The 17649-nt window shown below is 40.0% G+C and carries 15 protein-coding genes and 2 pseudogenes; 7 read left to right on the top strand and 10 right to left on the bottom strand.

What is annotated here, in order from left to right; all coding sequences use genetic code 11:
• Positions 1-14: 14 nt before the first annotated feature.
• The 3 genes from sctJ to EAE89_RS18670 are packed head-to-tail and all read left to right on the top strand — an operon-like array spanning position 15 to position 1947.
• On the top strand, positions 15-725 hold the full coding sequence (gene sctJ, locus EAE89_RS18680) for a type III secretion system inner membrane ring lipoprotein SctJ (RefSeq protein ID WP_054477447.1): 711 nt from the start codon (positions 15-17) through the stop codon (positions 723-725).
• The gene (locus EAE89_RS18675; RefSeq protein ID WP_054477449.1) at positions 725-1351 is read left to right on the top strand and encodes a Yop proteins translocation protein K; all 627 of its coding nucleotides are present in this window, start codon (positions 725-727) and stop codon (positions 1349-1351) included. The genes sctJ and EAE89_RS18675 overlap by 1 nt, the downstream gene beginning before the upstream one ends.
• Complete coding sequence (locus tag EAE89_RS18670) at positions 1330-1947, top strand: HrpE/YscL family type III secretion apparatus protein (protein WP_054477451.1); 618 nt, start codon at positions 1330-1332, stop codon at positions 1945-1947. The genes EAE89_RS18675 and EAE89_RS18670 overlap by 22 nt, the downstream gene beginning before the upstream one ends.
• 411 nt (positions 1948-2358) lie before the next feature.
• Here EAE89_RS18670 and cspE read toward each other — a convergent pair whose 3' ends face one another.
• Positions 2359-2574, bottom strand: a complete 216-nt coding sequence (gene cspE / locus EAE89_RS18665; RefSeq protein ID WP_054477453.1) for a transcription antiterminator/RNA stability regulator CspE — start codon at positions 2572-2574, stop codon at positions 2359-2361.
• A 1105-nt stretch (positions 2575-3679) separates the two neighbouring features.
• Here cspE and EAE89_RS18660 point away from each other — a divergent pair.
• The 4 genes and pseudogenes from EAE89_RS18660 to EAE89_RS18645 form a co-directional block, all read left to right on the top strand.
• Positions 3680-4180, top strand: a pseudogene (locus EAE89_RS18660) (sigma 54-interacting transcriptional regulator); the annotation flags it as partial.
• 40 nt (positions 4181-4220) lie between these two features.
• The gene (gene atoD, locus EAE89_RS18655; protein WP_054477455.1) at positions 4221-4892 is read left to right on the top strand and encodes an acetate CoA-transferase subunit alpha; all 672 of its coding nucleotides are present in this window, start codon (positions 4221-4223) and stop codon (positions 4890-4892) included.
• Positions 4882-5547: a CoA transferase subunit B gene (locus EAE89_RS18650; protein ID WP_054477457.1), complete on the top strand. Its 666-nt coding sequence runs from the start codon at positions 4882-4884 to the stop codon at positions 5545-5547. The genes atoD and EAE89_RS18650 overlap by 11 nt, the downstream gene beginning before the upstream one ends.
• Positions 5548-6111: 564 nt before the next feature.
• A complete protein-coding gene (locus tag EAE89_RS18645) occupies positions 6112-7686 on the top strand; it encodes a phage tail protein (protein WP_054477459.1) in 1575 nt (524 codons plus the stop codon).
• Positions 7687-8006: 320 nt separating this feature from the next.
• On the opposite strand, the pseudogene EAE89_RS18640 reads toward EAE89_RS18645, so the two are convergent.
• The 9 genes and pseudogenes from EAE89_RS18640 to EAE89_RS18600 form a co-directional block, all read right to left on the bottom strand.
• A pseudogene (locus EAE89_RS18640) lies at positions 8007-8873 on the bottom strand (tail fiber protein).
• A 391-nt stretch (positions 8874-9264) separates the two neighbouring features.
• Positions 9265-10875: a DUF6119 family protein gene (locus EAE89_RS18635; protein ID WP_054477461.1), complete on the bottom strand. Its 1611-nt coding sequence runs from the start codon at positions 10873-10875 to the stop codon at positions 9265-9267.
• A 23-nt stretch (positions 10876-10898) separates the two neighbouring features.
• Positions 10899-11522, bottom strand: coding sequence for a His-Xaa-Ser repeat protein HxsA (gene hxsA / locus EAE89_RS18630; protein WP_054477463.1), 624 nt, complete (start codon positions 11520-11522; stop codon positions 10899-10901).
• Positions 11519-12631, bottom strand: a complete 1113-nt coding sequence (gene hxsC / locus EAE89_RS18625; protein WP_054477465.1) for a His-Xaa-Ser system radical SAM maturase HxsC — start codon at positions 12629-12631, stop codon at positions 11519-11521. The genes hxsA and hxsC overlap by 4 nt, the downstream gene beginning before the upstream one ends.
• Entirely contained in the window at positions 12624-14018 is a 1395-nt protein-coding gene (gene hxsB, locus EAE89_RS18620; RefSeq protein WP_054477467.1) for a His-Xaa-Ser system radical SAM maturase HxsB, read from the bottom strand. The genes hxsC and hxsB overlap by 8 nt, the downstream gene beginning before the upstream one ends.
• Complete coding sequence (hxsD, locus tag EAE89_RS18615; protein ID WP_054477541.1) at positions 14015-14293, bottom strand: His-Xaa-Ser system protein HxsD; 279 nt, start codon at positions 14291-14293, stop codon at positions 14015-14017. Before hxsD ends, hxsB begins: the two co-directional genes overlap by 4 nt.
• A gap of 431 nt (positions 14294-14724) precedes the next feature.
• On the bottom strand, positions 14725-15351 hold the full coding sequence (locus tag EAE89_RS18610; RefSeq protein WP_054477468.1) for a DUF6387 family protein: 627 nt from the start codon (positions 15349-15351) through the stop codon (positions 14725-14727).
• 59 nt (positions 15352-15410) lie between these two features.
• Complete coding sequence (locus tag EAE89_RS18605; protein WP_214086392.1) at positions 15411-16625, bottom strand: tyrosine-type recombinase/integrase; 1215 nt, start codon at positions 16623-16625, stop codon at positions 15411-15413.
• A gap of 334 nt (positions 16626-16959) precedes the next feature.
• A complete protein-coding gene (locus tag EAE89_RS18600) occupies positions 16960-17586 on the bottom strand; it encodes a tail fiber assembly protein (RefSeq protein WP_214086391.1) in 627 nt (208 codons plus the stop codon).
• Positions 17587-17649: the final 63 nt, after the last annotated feature.

Raw genomic sequence — 17649 nt, 5'->3', positions numbered from 1 at the left:
ATATAATCTGCGTTATGCTCGCTGTCCTGATGCTAACTGGCTGTAAAATCGAACTCTACACCGGAGTTAGCCAAAAAGAAGGCAACGAAATGTTAGCCTTGCTCAGGGAAGCGGGCATTTCCTCTGATAAGCAGCCAGATAAAGATGGCAATATCAAATTGTTAGTTGAAGAATCTGATGTCGCACAAGCTGTTGAGGTGCTCAAGAGTAAAGGGTATCCACGAGAAAACTTTTCCTCTCTACAGGATGTCTTCCCCAAAGATGGCCTTATCTCCTCCCCGGTAGAAGAACGCGCTCGGCTCAACTTTGCCAAAGCACAGGAAATTGCCCGAACACTTTCGGAGATCGATGGAGTACTCGTGGCACGAGTACATGTGGTTTTACCGGAGGAGCAAGACAGACTGGGTAAAAAATTATCACCGGCCTCTTCTTCCGTGTTCATCAAACACGCGGCTGACGTTCAACTGGACACTTACATCCCCCAGATAAAGCAATTGGTCAATAACAGCATTGAAGGGCTGAGTTATGATCGTATCAGCGTCGTATTAGTTCCTGCGGCTGGCGTGCGTCAAGTACCATTAGCACCAAGGTACACGACTTTATTCTCTATCCAAGTCACTGAAGAATCACAGGGGCGCTTGGTTGGGCTTTTGGTTTTATTATTAGCCTTGCTATTTATCAGCAATTTAGCTCAGTTCCTGTGGCACCGAAGCAAGGTGCAATAATGGCAACAGAATTAACCCCCTACCAGTTCCGATTCTGCCCTGCCAGCTATATTCATTCTGACCATCTGCCACCAGAATGGCTTTCAGTCTTGTCCTCCCTTCCTGAATGGCGTAGCTCTCCTAGGATCAATAGGCTGTTGTTGACTCAATTTGATCTGAATGTGGACTATGAATTTCCGACCCGGTTGGGAAATATCGCCCTATTAAAGCAATCCTATCTAGAGCAGATTCTTACCTGGCTGGGAGCCTTACTTCATGGACAAGCTATTCGCCATTGCCTGCTGGCGACAGAACTTCGCCACTTGCATGACTCACTCGGGAGAGAGGGACATCATTTTTGCTTAAAGTACCTCGATATCATCATCGGCAACTGGCCGCCTGGTTGGCAACGTCCATTACCGCCTACAATTACTGCGAACTATTTTCGTACCAGCGCGCTACAGTTCTGGCTAATGGCAATAAGTCCCCTTCCCGCTGACTTCGTTAAATGTCTGAACCTGCGGCTTCCTCTCCATGAAAACCTCCCAGACTGGCCGGTCAATCAGACCGAACGACCATTGGCACAAGCATTGTGTCTCAAATTAGCTAAACAAGTGAATATAGAATGTTACCTTTTATTAAAATAACAAAAGAACACCTTCAACTATCTCCTGAACTTCTGATACTACGTAAAGCAGACTATCAGACCTGTCTCAGTGCCGAATCATTGCTTGATGCCGCCCGTGCCCAAGCGAGAGAAATTGAACGAGAGGCTCAAACAGTTTATGAACAGCAAAAAGAGCTGGGTTGGCAGGCAGGAATTGATGCCGCTCGTGCAGAACAAGCTAGCCTGATTCATCAAACTCAATTGCAATGCCAGCAATACTACCGGCAAATTGAGCAACAAATGAGCGACGTGGTATTACAGGCTGTACGAAAGATCCTGAAGAATTACGATCAAATTTCCCTTACCTTACAGGTGGTTCGAGAAGCGCTTTCATTAGTCAGCAACCAAAAACAGGTCATCCTACGTGTTAATCCTGAACAGGCCGCAACAGTGCGCGAACAGATATCTCGAGTACATAAAGACTTTCCTGAAATTGGCTACTTGGAAGTTACTGCTGATGATCGCCTCGATCAGGGCGGTTGTATTCTAGAAACAGAAGTGGGGATCATTGATGCCAGCTTAGATAGCCAGCTCGACGCGCTCATGTCCGCGATTAATAGCAAATGGAAAAGTTAATGATTTTGTCACCTTGATAGATTCACAAACAACCATTTTCAACGCGATAATCCATGAACTCATTACCACCAAACACGTCAGATTCGTTATTTCTGAAACATACACAAAAATGAGGTTAGTACGTTTTAAAGAGAGTTTTACAACACTGCGGAAGGGCTAGACAGGAGTTCACTCTAAAGGTGAAAGCACCTTTAATTGGAAGTCAGAAAAGACGATTCCATGTTAATCCTCTAGTTTCTATTTAAACAGCCAATACGAAAAAGCCGAACAGAAAATCAAATAAAATACGGCTACCACCAACAAAAAACCCGCAATCAAGCGGGTTTTAACTTATTAACAACTTTAACTGCTCAGGATATCACCTTCATCGCTATCGTAAAGTCGCTAATGGATTCAAGCAACTAAGTCAAATCAGGATAATACGATAACATTTACTGCTGCTGGGCCTTTAGCACCATTCTCAATAGAGAATGAAACTTCCTGACCTTCTTCTAGTGTTTTGAAATTATTGCTCTGAATTGCAGAATAATGGACAAAAACATCCTTACTACCATCTTTTGGAGAAATAAATCCAAAACCTTTATCGTTATTAAACCATTTTACTGAACCAGTCATTGCATTAGACATAACGTTTTCCTTTAATTTTATTAAGTTGCCACGAGGCGTATGAGGTCTGTTTTTCAGTTTTACTTATGGGTACTAATTAGAAGGAATTCGCAATGAAGAGGTATCAGGGATAACGCTAAATGGTGAACTGCTTTAACTTTCTTTTTCATAAATAGGTCTGTACTTCCAAACCAGTGACGCTATTAACTCACATTTATTGACCATTAGCAAGTTTTAATTTCTTTTATTTTTTCTATTAGTGTTCCCCTTTATCTTAAATTTCGGCTTTACCATAGCCATAACTAACTAATTATAAAAAATTTTTATCCACAATCTCTATTTGCCAAGATTACGGCACTGATTTGAATTTCCAATTTTTCCATAACACCCTAATCAAGCTACAATCCGTAGCCTGAAATTAATGAAAATAAAGTTAACATCTATAAGTCTTTAAATAACCATCGCAGTTAACGAGCTGTGATACCTTAGAATATGGGAAAAACCGAGTACCATTCTCAACAACTGGTCCATGAGCAACACGACATATACCTGTCATTTATCATATATTGTTAATGGTTAAATATAGCTAAAGTTCCATCCTTTACCACTAAATTCCTAACATTTTATCCAACATTCATATTCATGGCTAAAGGGGAAAAAATACAGGAAAAGCCGTCATTGATGTTGCACCAAAAGATGCTAATGCTTATGGTCTGAATACCATGTTGCGTAAGAATTTCACAGCCATCAACGGAAAGGTAGTAGAAACCGTAGACCAGATGAAATATTTTGATTTTAATTATGGAAAAGATATCCGCAACGGTAATCATGTCGGAACTATAACTATTTCTCTTAGAAATCCTGACCTACAATTACCTTAGCAAATAGATTAAAGGTACGACATAAAATACCATGTCGTACCTCTCAGCATTACCAAATTATCCCGGCACCATACACCTATAAGGCTAGAGTTAATCAAACCCATTAGAAGCCCTTCACACTTACCCATTTTCGCCCTTGCTCCTGCTCAACAACACTTTCTATACTCCCAATCACCGCTTTCCCCTTACTCTGAACGGCGAGGTTTTTCGGAGGCTAATTGATGAAGCAGGAAGTCAATCAACGACACCGTGCCCTTTCCGATAGCTACGGCTGGGAGCGGATCTTGACTAACAGCCCCAAAATGATGGCCTTGTGCCGAGATACAGCGAAAATTGCCCGCAGCCATGCGAGGGTATTGATCACCAGCGAAAGTGGCACCGGTAAAGAACTAATCGCTAAAGCCATTCATTACAACAGCCCACGGGCTAAAAGACCGTTCATCAAAATCAACTGTGGAGCTTTACCTAAATCTTTACTGGAAAGTGAACTGTTCGGCCATGAAAAAGGGGCCTTTACTGGCGCACAGATACAACGTCAGGGTCTGTTTGAACGCGCCAATCAGGGCATTCTGTTGCTGGATGAAGTTGGCGAGATGCCACCTAACTTACAAGCCAAACTACTGCGTGTATTACAAGAAAAAGAATTTGAACGCCTAGGCGGCAACCAGACTATTAAAACCGACATTCGCTTGATTGCAGCAACCAACCGTAATCTGACTGCTATGGTGGAAAGAGGAGAATTTCGTCATATAAGTCAGCTTCTGTACATCATATAAGGGAATAAATATGAAAAATAAATGCATTAGCATCCAGCAAGCCACAAAGCATTTTTATGATGGCATGACTATCATGATAGGCGGTTTTATGGGCATAGGGACACCTCCCCGGTTAGTCTCCGCATTACTAAACTCCGGTGTAAAAGATCTGACCCTCATTGCCAACGATACTGGTCACATCGGCATGGGTATTGGTCTTCTTGTGACGAATGACAGGGTGAAAAAAGTCATCGTCTCACATATTGGTACTAACCCAGAAACCGGACACAAAATGATTGCTGGAGAACTAGAAGTGGAACTGGTTCCTCAGGGGACGTTGATTGAACGTATTCGCTGTGGCGGAGCAGGTTTAGGCGGATTCTTGACCCCTACTGGAGTGGGTACGGTTGTAGAAGATGGAAAACAAAAAATAACCCTCAATGGAACAGACTATTTGCTGGAACTGCCACTGCGCGCCGATCTAGCACTCATTCAAGCCCATATTGCCGACTATCATGGTAACTTGACCTACCAATTAAGCGCGCGGAATTTTAACCCTTTGATCGCTCTGGCTGCTGACGTCACGCTGGTTGAGCCGGATGCGCTAGTTGAAGTGGGAGAAATTGCACCGGATTGCGTTATCACACCTGGTGCACTGATCGACTACATCGTTTATCCAGGAGAAAACAATAATGAATGCTAAACAACTTATTGCCCACCGCGTTGCTCTCGAACTACAAGACGGCGACGTTGTCAACCTTGGCATTGGCATTCCCACGCAAGTCGTGAACTATCTGCCCGATAATATTCATGTTACCCTCCAATCAGAAAACGGTTTTCTCGGCTTGGGTCCCATTACAGAAATCCACCCCAATCTGGTTAACGCCGGTGGAAAACCCTGTGGCATTCGGCCCGGAGCCTCCATGTTTGATAGTGCCTTCTCTTTTGCTCTGATCCGAGGTGGTCACGTAAACACCTGTGTTTTGGGCGCTCTTCAAGTTGACCAGCATGCCAATCTGGCGAGCTGGACAATACCGGGAAAAATGGTCTCCGGCATGGGGGGCGCCATGGATCTTGTCACGGGTGCCCGCAAAGTGATCATTGCAATGGAACACTGTACCAAAGATGGTTCTGCAAAGATTGTCAAGCAATGTACTCTGCCACTTACCGCCATCAACAAAGTCAGCATGATTGTCACTGAACTGGGCGTCTTCTACTTTGAACAAGGCCAGTTAATCCTGAAAGAACATGCACCAAACGTCACACCAGAAGTTCTGCGGGAAAAAACTGAAGCAGAATTTAGCATTGCGCATGACCTCAAAGTTATGCCTATTCCGGTACAAGAGAACGGCGCATAATTAGCAGTAACCAGCTGGTTTTATAAGCCATTATTTCACCAGCCCACCAAATTGCCATACTATTGACCATGGACGTTCACCTGATACAGAATATGTTTTTAACATAGAGCTGTGCCTCGCCGGATTATAAATAAAAGAAAACCGAACAACAGTGAATAAATATACCCGTCATCTTTCAAGCAGCAGCTTGAAAGATGACGGGTATATAATTTTTTATCGATTATAAGTTACGTATAAACTGATTTATTTTTTCACCAACACATAATACGCATAAAACAGAGTGAAATGATATAAAAAACATATTACTTAGAACAAATTCAATATATTTTACCTTACTAAATATCCATACAAAATATAAATAGCTTAGATATATTTCTGGTTTAAAAATATTAAATAATTTATTTACACCAATTATACAAAAATAGTTAACCATCTAAGTTATAAGAACATTTCATTATTCTCACTTCGAACTAAACTGTCATTAACGTGCATCTCAGAGAGTTACTTTCATAATAATTTAATACATTTACCATAAAACGGCATTATTTAATTTGAGGAGAGTATATGAGTACGAAGAATGATTTTAAGGCTTTTTCTATTAGCAATAATGCAAATGTAGTAAGCCAAGAAAGATATGAAGAAGAACAAAGTTTGAAAACTGGGTTTCCTCCAGAGCATATTACCACTCATGTGTTAAATAAGGTATTACGTCAGTCATCAACCATATCATCTGTCGTAGCTAATTTTATAGAGACACAATCTGGCAATGATGTTCTGGATGATGGAAATATAGTCAAACTCACTACTCAATTAAATAAAGCCTTAGAACAAAAGATCGCAACAGAAGTTCCCAGTGCTTCATTAACTCAAAAAGGAATAGTTCAACTCACAGACAAAACCGGCAACAGTAATTCACTTGCAGTCACTCAGAAACTTGTTTCTGATGTCAATGAGAATGCTAACAACAAATTGGCAAAAAACCAAAATGGCGCAGACATTCCTGATAAAAATGCGTTTGTGAAAAATATCGGATTAACGGAAACGGTGAATCAGGCCAAGAATGCCGTGCCGAATAGTAGAAAAATTAACGGCAAGGCGTTGACCGGAGATGTCATTCTGAATGCCGGGGATGTGGGAGCATTTAAGCTCGGATTAACAGAAAGATACACTGTTAATAATCAAGTCCCCTGGAACGCAAACACAGGGTTATATGATTTGCTGAACCCTGGAATAGATTCTTCGCATATCGCTCATTTCAATAACGGCATTGGAAGTTGCCCCGCTTTTCAATTGAAAGTGCAATACAGAAATGGCGGAATTGCTTATCGCTCTGCCCGTGATAGTTATGGTTTTGAGGAAGATTGGACTTATATTTACACAACAAAACATAAACCAACTGCGGCGGATATCGGAGCATATGCAAAATCCGAAGGATCTGAATTTATCCAACCAAAATATGTGACTCAAGCGAATATAACTGATTTTACAGCATGGATAAAATCATTGCCGCAGGGCGGTCATTCATTCAGATTTAACGGGGATCATGGTATTGGCTATCCATGGTCAGGCGGCTATATAACCAGAATGCATGACATATGGGCAGGATTTGTCGCGCATTATGACTATGCCGGTATTAGCTTTATCCACGGAAATGATGGGGGCGGAAATACAAAAGTTAGCCGACTTTGGACAGACAAAAACGCACACCCTGACGCTAACGGCATTCTTAGAAAAGCCAGCCCAGTTGTAGATATTCATCCAGACGGAACTTACGAGTTAACCTGCGAAGCTGAAGGAATGACTGTTAAGCGTGTAGATACCGGGAAATATCGTATCAGCGGCTGCAACGGTTTTGCCAAAGATGGAGCATGGGGAATTCACGGTGGCACTGTCGTTCCAGCAGACAGCAACGGGTTAAATCTTATTTGGGTTCGCGAATCGGTAGACACATCCAGCGGCGATATAACTATCGAATGTTATCATCGTCAAAATACCGACGCGCCAGAGTTTGCTCAAAACAAGCGCGTCAAAAGCATAACTGCCATAGGAGAAATCGTTTATTACAATGATGGTGAACTATGCGATATTCCAGACGGAAGAATGATCAATGTTCGTGTGCAAGCACCTGAAAAACCATAATAATGGCAATCAGGGCTATATAGCCCTGTAATAGAATCTCGGTATTCCTCTCCAGGAGAAATAAAAGCTGTGTAAATATGTATTACCAATAAAGCAATAAACATTCTCATTGATATAATGCCAAGTGAAAAATCACATTATTTCACTTGGCAGACAACAGCCCACAATTCCCTATTCTTACTTTTGGCATCCCCGGCCATCCAACATTAGTAGCTTGTAAAATATCTACCTTGCTTAGTAATACTCTGTATTACTTCCATTCCGGTAAAGTTGCTTCTTGTGTTTTTTGGGCTTTCAATAAGCATATTTTTGTTCAGTCATTATGCTGCTCTTACTATGTAATTAAAGGCAATATTGCGGGGACGGGTTTCGTGCTCACCATTCATTCCAATAGACTTTCTTTCCCCTAAACCCCCTCGATAGCTAGCTCCTCCAATCAGACTACCACGCACGGGGTCTGTATCCTCAAGAGTTTTACTCGGGCTATTAGTAGTCGAAATACTGTGATTGTGCCTTTTAAACGCATCAGCCTGAGTACTCAATAGATTACGTCCAATATCGATGCCACGCCCATCATCCCATCCGCGGATAAACTCATCTCTTAAATCGGGTAATCTCCCATCAGGATAAGCTTCAGCTAATTTTGGGTACTGTAATTTATTAAAAGCTGAACCGTTACAAGTGAAATAGCCAATAGGTGGATGGGGCAACAGCCATGGAATAGGAGAACCGATAGGAACTTCACTGGCTATGTTAATCCTATTATCTATCTCTTCACGGGTATATTCACGTAATGAACTTATTACCTCCTGAATAAGCTTTTGTGTAACCGCCAATGTGTCGCTATTGCCAATCACATTTGTCAGTTGGACAACACCTTTTTGTGTTAATGAAGCACTGGGAATATCTGTTGTAATTTTTTGCTCTAAAGCTTTATTTAATTGACCGGTGAGACTGGCTATATTTCCATCATCCAAAACATCATTGTCAGATCATGTTGCAATAAACTCAGCTACGACAGATGATATGGTTGATGCTTGACGCAATACTTTATTTAACAAATGAGTAGAAACATTATCCGGTGGAAATCCAGTCTGCAAACTCTGGTTTTCTTCATATTTCCCCTGGCTTATTACATTCGCATTATTACTAATAGAAAAAGCCTTAAAATCATTCTTGTGACTCATACACTTTCTCCTAAAATTAAATAATGTTGATAGATTCACATAATAAGTGCAACATCATTAATTATATAAGCCTTCACTTTGAGTGACTTTTTCTCTAGCAGGAGTATTTTATGCTTGATTACCGCCCTGAAAACTCAGAATAAGTACTCGACCACTGACGGGCACTTATTAACAGTATTATTGAGCAAAATCATCTCACATTTAAGTAAATCCTGACTTTCGTTTTATGAGAACATATTGACTGCTCAGTAAAAGACACTCTCGCCCACTGTTCTTGTAGCTCGGGCGAAATTAATATTATTGCAGTGCTTTTCTATGATATAAGTAGATTTGGTTATTTTCAGGATAATGAATATTAAGATAAACATCTTGCCTGTATAGAAAATGCAATTTAGTTTTTAAAGTTAATATGCTTTGAAAAATAGATCCTAGGAGTAATTGAATAATGTTCAACAAGTTTTTTCCATGACTGTAAAGCCAGTAAGAATTGAATAGAGTTTTTTTCAGTTATCCGTTTAATATCCTGTTCAAATACGAACCAAAGAGATGCATATTTAATTTCCTTATCACTTTTAACCCCCCCATTTAGGATCAATTCCAGTGCATCCTTCGACTGCTCAATGTTGTAAATTAGCTCTTTATCTTTAGCAGAGATTTTCACAGAAATTATTTCCCCATCTTTATATAAATCAGCAATTTCAAGCTTATATTTCTTCTTTTTATTTTCAATAGAATTTATTAGCGTTAGCTCTCTATCTAACAATTCATAGCCTTCTTCATTCGATTTCTTCTCATTAAAATAATATTCCCTGTAAGTTAATTTGTTTTCAACATACTCTCCTTTTTCGATCTTATCCTTTTTGACTGAAAGCCATTCCAAATAATCATTTTCATCTAAAGGATCTTGGATCTTTAAATCAATATTGTTTAGAGAGTCCCTTAAATAGCTCAAAAAAGGTTGATTAAAACAACACCAATCACCATTACTTAGAAAATAGTGAACATCACCGCTCTGGATATATATATCTAAAATTTCCTTAAGTGGCCTCGTAAACTTACTGCCTTTATCCTCTATGTCAAATGTGATTACTAAGTCATTTAAAGATTTTATTTTAGGATATGCTTTAACGTATTTGGATATAGCTTCAATACTGATAGAATTGCCGAGTTCTTCTTTAAGAAGATGTTTCCTACCAATCTTTGTTGCAATTTTATAATTATATTCTGTAAAGCTAAAACAAAAGTTAACACCATAAACTTGGAACTCTTCTAATCGAAGAGAAGCATCATTTCGCTTTAAATAATCAAATAGCACACAATCTAAGTTTAATGTTAATTCCTCATCAGTCACCATCTCTCTTTTTGGAAGGCGGATGCTTTGCGTATCCGCCATTGCCAATATTATCTTATCAAAAATATGTGCTAACTCTTCTGGTTTTTTATCAATATCCATTTGGATGGAATCAGCAAAGATAATATTTTTCGCTCCCCAAACATCCTTGTCCGTAGCTTTTAATTTCAAATGGTCTACTGATTCTCCCGGTTCATAACTATCTTTTATGAAATTTTTATATGACGATATCTCTTGCTTTTTTGATCCAGAAAAATACGTGCTTTTCTTTAGCAAGATAGTTTCTTCGTTCGCAATCCTGATAGCTAACTCAATACCAAAGTTCCGTTCGATAAACTTATTAACATAAAAATGAGACTTACCAAGTGTTATTGCAAATCCAAAATCAGGGTTTTTGATATTTTTTATACAAATAAGCAAACCATAATAAAATTTATTTTTAGGTTCATCCACTGCCTCATCAAAAAACTGCCTATACGTTTCCCACCACCATATTGGACTCCCCTCTAATCCTTTAGAAAAGTAAAAACACATTTTATAATCATCAATATCTTTTTCCTTTTGTTTGATCAGTCCAACTGAAATGGCTTTATCAATCAGTTTTTTAAGATTAGAAATGCGAAATCTATAAATATTGTATGTGTTAACCATAAATACTTATCCTTCTTTAAGAATCAACGAGCAAGAATACCCAGTGAATTAAGTATTTGAGTATCCAAAGTTTCGGTTGTAGGAGAAGGCAATCCATTCTCAACACGATATGTTCTTAAAGCTAACCGTGTTAAGGGTCCCATCTTTCCATCGATTGTTCCATTGTAAAATCCTTTATCAAGCAATGCGAACTGAACCCGCATAATGAGTCTTTTACGCTTTTCTGAATCTGAAACTAAATCATTTGATGATCTGTCTACTCCAGTGATGCTTGATGAGTTAGTTGTGGAAGAATTGTTGTGACTGTTTGAACGAAGAGAACGGACTGAAGAAGATGAAGAACCTGAGCTCGAGTTATCAGATGAACTTGGTGAGCTATATTTTTTTGGATAGTAAGGAGCACTACCTCCATAATAACCACCGCCTGATGATGACCTGTGAGAACTATGGCTACGGTGTGAACTGTGACTACGATGCCCAGCAATGTAGAACGGAACTTCTGTATTCAATGGAGCTATCACCAAATCATGCTCGTTAAGTGTCATGCCAGGTAGCTCACTCGCTCCAGTAGAAGAATCACTTGCCCAAACGGAGTTATTGAGTGCAAGAAATCCCGGAAGTAATGCAGCAAAATTGAATTTTTTCATTTAATTGGACTCGGAGGTTGATGAAAACGGCCTTTTGATGAACTGAAATAACCAGCACAGGAAGATTTCTGAGTGCATTCATCACATTCTTTTGGGTAAAAATTTTTCCAGTCAGAGATTGATTGTGTAGCTATTCTCCACGCCTTTCTGGGTAAATGACAAAGAGGAAAATTAAATATGGCCAGAGGGATACCACATCTGTGAGCACTATCAATGGCAGATAGCAGACTATCAGTATAACTTTCATGCTCAATGAAAATCGCTGACCAGTTTTTTCTTGCCCAACCAATCGACTCCAGTCCCATGAGTGATATCTGGTTGATATTTGAGAAAACCCTCCCTGAAAACTCAACTATTTCGTTTAGTTCGTTATGGTTATCTTGAGTAGGAATGATCCTTAGTTCAATGTTAATGCCAGAATTTCCGGCATTTATGAGTCCTCTTACCGTTTCGTCAAATGCTCCTTTACTACCTACTAACTGGTCATGTACCGCTTGCCTGGATGAGTAAAGTGGAATTCCAAAGGTTATCTTAAGCTTTTCGCATCGATCTTTAATCTTCTCTGCAAAGCTTGCATCTGAAAATTTTCGTCCGTTAGTCAAAATATGCAGAGAAGTTTCAGGCGAGTTTTCTATGATGAAATCGAGGAAGTTTAGAAAATCATCCCCATACAAAAGAGGCTCCCCACCGCTTACCCCTACCACTCCATCTAAAGCGAAGGAGGCTATGGCAAGTGCAGACTGGTTGAGTAACCAATCATCATTTCCTGTTTTTGGAGGTTGAGAACAGAAAAGGCAAAGGTTATTACATCTCTCTGTAACTAGAACAGTATTGTGGTTGGCTTTACGAGACAGGATAACCCTGATCATATTGCCATTATTAACTATCCCAATATCTCCATCTTCAATCGAATCGTATAACTGCTTACTACACACTGAACCTAAGTAATAAGGAGGATTACTCGAATCATCGAGATTTTCCTTGATTAAGAGGTTTGGAAGGTAAAACTGCGGATTCACTGGCTTATACTTACAAAGACGATAGAACCCCCGCTGAACAATCTCTTCAGATGAAAAGTGAAAAATATCGTTTCTCAACACCTCAGACATAAGCCCAGCCTTTGAGCATTTTTGCCATCGCTCCATCCTTGGAAATCTCGTTTAACAAATAACGGAACATTCCTTTGTGGTAATGGCAAAAGGTAGACCGACTTTTGTCACCTACTGGTTCTCCATGAACACTTATGCTCTGGCAGGGATCAGACCCGCAGAAAGGCTGATAAGCACAGGTGTCACAGCCAGGCATGGCGAAGTTGAATGATGATACTAACGAAGATTGATAATATTCATTGCTACTGAAAGACAGTGATGAGAAATTCCCTGCACTGAAATCCGCTTCTGGATTTGCTTTCTGAAGCATACGGCTTTCATCACTACCATACGCCCTACCGTCATAGTTGAAAAGGATACAGTTGAGCACCACCCCACTCGGTGATTTCAAGTCTGCATAACCGCTAAAGCCCGGATTGAAGATACGTTTAAGGTGTATCGCGGCTGAATGCTCAACTACAGGGATTCCCTCCTGGTTCTGCCAGAGGATTTCCTGCATTAGTTGATCATAAAATTCAAAATACTCTGGCATCGAAAACGTACAACTTTGCTTGTGAGCAAAACCATAGGGACTAACAGGTCTGATAAACATATCCTTCAGACCTAACGACAAGTGAGCTTCAACTATTGAGGCAGGATCAGCAGTCAGTTCTTTGGTTACGGTAGTTACTGTTGCTACACGACTTGGACCAAGTTCATCACGGATAGTCTGGATTCCTGCGACCACCTTAGAATGGGCTTTTGCTCCGGTCAAAATTCGATTTTTATTGTGAACATCTTCCTTACCATCGAGGGAAACAGAAAATGTAATGTTCCGATCTTTCACCCAGTCAATGATCGAAGCATCCAGAAGCGACAGGCTAGTTGCGATCACCATTTCAAAGGCATCATGCCCAAGTAAACTTTGGCATTCGTCATATATCCTCTGAACAAGATCAAACCTAAGGAGAGGTTCTCCTCCCTGAATCTCAATTTTATATGGGGTTGTTCCAAGTTTCTTAATAACACTGACGATTTCAGGGATCAGTGCAGGGTCCAAGTCGTAACCATTCGCCCCAACCGCTGCTCTACTGACCTGACAATACTTACAGGTATGGTCGCACCTCAGTGTTGGAACGATCATAAAGATAGGTCTGACAGCCAACTCATTCATCAATCGTTTAGCGAAACCAGAACTTAATGAAGCTTTGGCTAAAGCTTGAGTAGAATCCCCTGTTATAAACAGTCGCCCTTCCAATTTTGCAGAGGACGGATGATCGCTAGGGAAACGGTTTTGAGAAAGAAGTCGCAGCTCTTCGTCTTCTACGAAGTTATGGAAGCCCGCCAGGTTGCTAATGAAGATTTTGCCATCATTCAACCGGTCAAAGTTAAACGGCATGGTGTTCATTGAGCAAGTCTCGAATCAATGCTTTTGAGGACATTCTCGATGATCGAATTCCTGACCTGCTCTGTCTGGCTCTGGAGTCTTTCTCGAAGCTTATAGTCGTTGAGAAGTCGTTCGAATTCGAACTCAACCTCTCCACTATAAGTATCGAAGGACACGATCCAATAGTCATCATACTCATCCAGCTTCCAACGGCTATAGGCACTCATCCAGTAAAGGCTGTTTCTAATGACCCATTCTGAACATGCTGTTTTTCTTATGTTTTTAATCAAAGTCATTACCTCAAAATATACGAGTAAATCTTCCAATCTACTTGGATTAAACTTTTTTAATAAAGCGTCGTGCTTGTTTAAAACATTAAAAATGAAAAAAAAACACAATCAACTGTTTTCTAATAATTTTTTTTCAAAGCGATTTTACGGATGATTCTCATTGAAGGAATATTAATCACTATATTTTCAGATGTAAATTTTTTTTACCAAAATTGATAAGCCATGAAGATATATTTAAAAAATATAATGAATAATTTGTCATCTAATCTTATCGTTTTTTGCGGTGTTAAAGTGAGAAAACTCGATGTAGCTTACTGATAACATGCTGTTTATGAAGAAAATATGAGGTTGGCAGAAACGATTTTTTTAGAGCTTTATAGAACAAAGAACATGGGCTTCAGTGACACTCACCTTCGTTGCTATGTGTTGTATGATGATTATAGTAATCTAAGATTAATAAATTTCTTAATCTCAATCTCAGAGATATCTTTTCTTGGGAAGATATTCTTTTTACGTCTTTCTTCAGCTAAAAATTGTTTGAATGCCTGATAAAGCACATCATCTTTTGCAGCCAGATTAACACTAAGATACCATTCAGAGCGGCTATCTTCGGTTCCTTTATAAGTAATAACGTTGTCATTAACATAATTTTCGTCTTTCTCAATGAGAACCTTATGTATGAATTCATCAGATGATAAATCACCAATGGAATGCTGATGAGCGGTAAACTGGAGATCAACATCACTCATCGTATGTAATGGCAACTCCATATATTCACGAAGAAATTCTTTGTTATAATTTAAATAATCAAGAGATAAAACAGTTTTAATTTCAATATCATTGATAAATTGATTATATTTTTCAACCTTGTCATCAATAATATCTGACCTATAGTTTTTTTCCTTATAGAAAGAACGTAATTCTTTTATTTTTGTGGGAAAATTCCAATATTCATGCCGTATTTTCAAAGCCAGAAACCATTGTTCATGGTTTAAGGAATGAACATATTCTTCATATTTATCGATATCAAACCAATTTAAACAGCAATATTCATTCATCAGCATTGTTCAAAAGCCATCCTAAAATGTTCAGTTAATACAGATTAACATATGGAACTTATCCACTACGCCCTTTTGCCAAATTTTCCGATCAACACATTTTCACCTCGCTCCAACATATCCATATAATCCGCATACCATTGCAGCATTTCCCTACGACCATCCAGATATTGAGCGTGATTGTAAGTTCCCCGAATACTGTTCTTATCAACATGTGCAAGCTGTGTTTCAATCCATGCAGAGCTATAGCCTTGTTCATGCAAAATTGTACTCATTGTATGGCGGAATCCGTGGCCTGTTGCCCTTCCATCATAACCTATACGCTTAAGAACCTGATTAATGGCGGCTTCACTCATTGGCTTGCCTACGTCATTCCTACCATGAAAAGCAAAGTTAAATCGGCCTGTGATCGCTTCCAACTCTCTCAGCAAAGCCAAAGCTTGCTCAGAAAGCGGAACAATATGAGGCCGACGCATTTTCATGCGCTCTTGTGGGATTTCCCAAATTGCTTTGTCTAAATCAATTTCTGTCCAAGTAGAGGCTCGTAGCTCTATTGTTCTTAATCCGGTAAGTAAAAGTAATTTGGTAGCGATTTGAGTAATTTTACTTCCACTATAGAGGGAAAGCGCCTGTAAAAATGCAGGTAATTCATCAACATTCAAATGTGGGAAATGCTTGGCTTTTGGTGTCGCTAATACGCCAACCAGTTCAGCCGCAGGATTATATTCTGCTCTTCCCGTGACAATTGCGTATCTGAAAACTTGATTACATGCCTGTCTGATCTTTTTCAACTTATCAAGAACGCCGCGTTGTTCCATTTTACGCAGGACGGTGAGCATGTCTAAGGAATTGATATCGGTGATAGCGTGTTTACCGATATAAGGGAAAATATCTTTTGTGAAGCCTTCTAAAAGATCATCTGCGTATCCCTTTGACCAGTTAGGAGCCTTGCAAGCGTGCCACTCAAGGGCAATTTTCTCAAAGCTATTATTTACGATGAGAGCCTTTTCCCTTTTTTCCTGCCTTTTGACTAGCCCTGGATCATCGCCATTTGCCAATATTTTCTTGGCGTCTTCTCTTTTGTTTCTGGCTTCTGCCAAAGTTACGGTGGGATAAGTACCAAATGCCAATCGCTTTTCTTTGCCAGCAAAACGATATTTTTGCCGCCAACATTTGGAACCATTCGGGAAAATTTCTAAGTACATGCCCCCACCATCGGAGAGTTTGTACGATTTGTCTTTGGGCTTCGCGGTCTCTATCTGTCTGGCTGTCAACTTCATTTGGGAGCATTCATTTTGATTGAACCTAACAATGCCCCCTATTATGCCCCCAGAGATCTGTGGATTTCAACATACTCTAGTAGACATCGATAGATTGTAGTTTCTTGATTTTTTTGTTTTTTAAGGAATTTGTAGACTTCAAAAGACGTTTGGATACTTGGAGATGGCGCGCCCTACAGGATTCGAACCTGTGACCTACGGCTTAGAAGAGAGTAGAACCACTTTTTAAATCAACAAATTACCGCATTTATCAGTGCTCACACACTCCATCTTACCCAAGGTTACCTGTTGTTGCTTTGGCTTACCCTGCGATACCCGTCCCATATATGTCCCATCACTTCGGCGCTGGTGGCCACTCAACATCAGGCGCTTGGTTCACGTCTACACGAGTGAGTAGTACTCTGTATTTTCTCCATTCGAGTAATGCTTCTTTATCTGCATCTGTCGCAATCTCTAAGTCAACAGAGTCTTGTATCAACTCTATCGTGTTATTTGCTTGCTGTAACAGTGTTGCTTGTTGCTGCTTCGCTTCGTTTATCTGATGTGCTTTGAGCAAGTCTTTATCAACGACCCAGCCTTTTCCGTCCCATTTGTCGTAATCAGTATCAGGCTTTTTGAATGTGAGAGTATCGGGTAACTCGCCGATTTCAGTTATCTCAATAGCCGCCCGCGTCAATGTGTCATAAGCCACTTTACCCCGGTAGTCAGGCACGATTTCCCAACAGCGTTTATCTTCACTGCGGCGAACGGCTACATCATGAGATTGAGGAAGTTCTGGCGCATCGGGATAAGCCCCGGCTGATACACTGACACCCAGCATGAGATATTCAATATCAGAGTTTGTGAACTCTCTCGTGATTTGATTTGAGTGATAAACCTTTATCCAGCCTGCTTGAGTGGCTAATCCATCTTTACCCAATACAGCGGTTTCATGTTCTAAAGAGTATTTCTGTTCTGTCATTATGCTGCTCTCACTATGTAGTTAAAGGCGATATTGCGGGGGCGGGTTTCGTTTGCAGTACGT

It is taken from the genome of Photorhabdus heterorhabditis (assembly GCF_018448905.1).
GTDB lineage: Bacteria > Pseudomonadota > Gammaproteobacteria > Enterobacterales > Enterobacteriaceae > Photorhabdus > Photorhabdus heterorhabditis.
Note: the sequence above shows the minus strand (reverse complement) of the source record. Positions and strands in the feature narration are given on the sequence as shown.